This window comes from Streptomyces sp. NPDC086519 (genome assembly GCF_040686075.1).
GTDB classification, from domain to species: Bacteria; Actinomycetota; Actinomycetes; order Streptomycetales; family Streptomycetaceae; genus Streptomyces; species Streptomyces shenzhenensis.
In genome coordinates this window covers 1-3,598 of the sequence record NZ_JBFBJL010000151.1, presented here as the reverse complement: position 1 = coordinate 3,598, position 3,598 = coordinate 1, and the positions used below count along the sequence as shown (strand labels likewise).

Here is a 3,598-nt window from a genome sequence, read left to right as displayed (position 1 = left end):
CCACACAACAACCCACCACACCCCCCACTGGCACCTCCCCACCACCCCCCACACCCCCCTCCCCACCTACCCCTTCCAACACCAGCACTACTGGCCGACGCCCGCCCCGCGGGAGGCCGCGGCGGCGGATCCGCACGAGGCCCTGTTCTGGAAGGCGGTCGAGGAGGAGGACCTGTCCGTCCTGTCCGCCACGCTGGATGTGAGCGAGGGGCGGGAGCGGGACGCGGTCGCCTCCGCGCTGCCCGCGCTGGCGAGTTGGCGACGGCGCGGTCGGCAGCGGGCGGCCGTGGACGCCTGGCGCTACCGGATCGTCTGGCGACAGCTCGGCATCGTCAACCCCGGCCGGATGTCCGGGACCTGGCTCGCCGTCGTGCCGGAGGGCTTCGCCGGCGACCCCCGGGTGACGGGCACCCTGGACGCGTTGCGCTCCCACGGTGCCGAGGTCGTCGTGCGAGAGATCGCCGTGGCCGAACAGGGCGCGCTGGCGGAGCAGTTGGCGTCGGCGGGCGTGGCCGGTCAGGGGGCGGTGCTGTCGTTCCTGTCGCTGGACGAACGGCCGCACACCGTCTTCCCGGCCATGACGAACGGGCTCGCGCTGCTGGCGGCGTTGGTGCCGGCCTTGGCCGAGGCCGGGGTCGACGCGCCGCTGTGGGCGGTGACGACGGGCGGCGCGGACGGGCCCGACGGGCCGGAGATCTCTCCGGCACAGGCGCTCACCTGGGGCTTCGGACTGGTGGCCGCGCTGGAGCAGCCGCGCCTGTGGGGCGGCCTGGTGGATCTGCCGGCCGAGCCGGACCAGCAGGCGCTGCGGCAGTTGGTCGCGGTGCTGCGCGGGCAGGGCGGCGAGGACCAGCTGGCGATCCGCGGCGCCGCGGTGTTCGCGCGCCGGCTGGTACGGGCGCCGCTCGGCGAGCACGCGGCCCGGCGCGCCTGGACGCCGCGGGGCACGGTCCTGGTCACCGGCGGCACCGGTGGCGTCGGCGGGCAGATCGCCCGGTGGCTGGCCGGCGCGGGTGCGGAGCATCTGCTGCTGCTGAGCCGCCGGGGTGCCGCGGGCGAGGGCACCGCGGAGCTGGTCGGCGAGCTGGAGCGGCTCGGCGCCGGGGTGACGGTGGCCGCGTGCGACGTGGCCGACCCGGAGGCGCTGGCGGAGCTGGTCGCGGCGGTGCCGGACGACCGACCGCTGACCGCCGTCGTGCACGCGGCCGGGCTGGGGCAGCAGAGCCTCATCGCCGAGACCCCGCCCGAGGAGTTCGCTCGCGTCCTGCACGGCAAGGTCGCGGGCGCCCGGAACCTGGACGCCGTGCTCGGCGACCGGGAGCTCGACGCCTTCGTGCTCGTCTCGTCCAACGCGGGCGTGTGGGGCGGCGGCGGACAGGGCGCGTACGCCGCGGCCAACGCCTATCTCGACGCACTGGCCCGGGACCGGCACCGGCGTGGGCTGACCGCGACCTCGGTGGCCTGGGGTTCCTGGGCCGGGGCGGGTCTGGGCGCGGTCGACGGCGCCGCGGAGCGCCTCGCGCGCCTCGGTGTCGTACCGATGGAGCCGGAGACGGCGGTCCGCGCGCTGGTCGCCGCGGTCGAGCGGGACGAAGCCGCTGTGTCGGTCGCGGACATCGACTGGGCACGGTTCGCGCCCGGCTTCACCGCCGCGCGGGCCAGTGCGCTGCTGAGCGAACTGCCCGAGGTGCAGGCGGCGTTGCGCGAACCCGAGACCGCCGCCGGTGCGGGCGGCTCCGGATCCGCGACGGGCCTCGCCGGCCGGCTGGCCGAACTGCCCGCGGCGGAACGGGAGTCCGCGCTGCTGGACAGTGTGCGGGCGCACGCGGCGGCCGTCCTCGGCCACCCGGACGCGTCGGCGGTGGACTCCGACGCCCCGTTCACCGGGCAGGGCTTCGACTCGATGACGGCGGTGCAGCTGCGCAACACCCTCGTCAAGGAGTTCGGCCTGCGGCTGCCGACCACGCTGCTCTTCGACCACCCGACGCCGCTGGCGGTGGCCCGGTTCGTGCTCGGCGAGCTCACCGGCACCGCCGAGCAGGACGAACCGGTCCCCGCGGCCACGACGCCGGTGGACGACGACCCCATCGCGATCGTCGGCATGGCGGTCCGGCTGCCCGGCGGCATCTCCTCCCCGGAGGACCTCTGGGAGCTGCTCGACACCGGCGGCGAGGCCCTGTCCGGCTTCCCCACCGACCGCGGCTGGGACATCGACGGGATCTACGACCCCGAGCCCGGGCTGCCGGGCAAGACGTACACGCGCACGGGCGGATTCCTCGACGGCGCAGCGGAGTTCGACCCCGCCTTCTTCCGGATCTCCCCGCGCGAGGCACTGGGGATGGACCCGCAGCACCGGGTGTTCCTGGAGACGTCCTGGGAGCTGTTCGAGCGGGCGGGCATCGACGTCACGGCCCTGCACGGCACCCGCACCGGCGTGTTCGCGGGCGGCTTCCACACCGGGTACACCATCGGCGCCGACCTGATCGGCGAGGGCGTCGACGGCTACACCTCCCACAACAACCTGCCGAGCGTCCTGTCCGGCCGCGTGGCCTTCACCTACGGCTTCGAGGGCCCTGCGGTCACCGTGGACACGGCCTGCTCCTCCTCCCTGGTGGCCCTGCACCTGGCCGCCCAGTCGCTGCGCTCGGGCGAGTCCGACCTGGCCGTCGTCGGCGGGGTGGCCGTGATGGCCCGCCCGTCGACGTTCGTGGAGTTCTCCCGGCAGCGAGGGCTCGCGGCGGACGGCCGTAACAAGGCCTTCGCGGCGGCGGCGGACGGCACGGGCTGGTCCGAAGGGGTCGCGGTCGTCCTGGTCGAGCGGCTCTCGGACGCCCGCCGCAACGGGCACACCGTCCTCGCCACGGTGCGCGGTACGGCCGTGAACCAGGACGGCGCCTCCAACGGCCTGACCGCCCCCAACGGCCCCTCCCAGCAGCGCGTCATCCGCCAGGCCCTCGCCAACGCCGGTCTCACGTCCGAGGACGTGGACCTCGTGGAGGCGCACGGCACGGGCACGGTGCTCGGCGACCCGATCGAGGCCCAGGCCCTCATCAACACCTACGGCAAGGACCGCTCGCCCGAACGGCCGCTGTGGCTCGGCTCCCTGAAGTCCAACATCGGCCACACCCAGGCCGCCGCGGGAATGTCCGGCGTCATCAAGACGATCCTGGCCATGCGCCACCGGACCATGCCCCAGACCCTCCACATCGACGCGCCCACTCCGCACGTCGACTGGTCCGCCGGAACCGTCCGGCTCCTCACCGAGGCACGCCCCTGGGAGGACGCGGGCCGACCACGTCGCGCAGGGGTGTCGGCGTTCGGGGTGAGCGGCACGAACGCGCACGTGATCCTCGAAGAGGCACCAGCCGAACCGGAACCGACCGGCATCCAGGAAGGCTCCGGCTCCCAGGAGCCATCGGCACAGGCGGCCGTCGTCCCGTGGGTGCTCTCGGCGAAGACACCCGCCGCACTGGCCGACATGGCCGGACGCCTCCTGAACCACACCGAGGCCCACCCCGAGCACACCCCCACCCAGATCGGCAGCTCGCTCCTGCACCGCGCCCGACTCGAACACCGCGCCGTCATCATCGGCACCGAC

Annotated in this window: 1 protein-coding gene; it reads left to right on the top strand. The window is 74.9% G+C overall.

Annotation, left to right across the window (positions count from 1 at the left end):
* Positions 1–3,598, top strand: a 3,598-nt coding sequence (locus AB0P24_RS47665; protein ID WP_365805721.1) for an SDR family NAD(P)-dependent oxidoreductase, incomplete at both ends; no start/stop codon positions are given.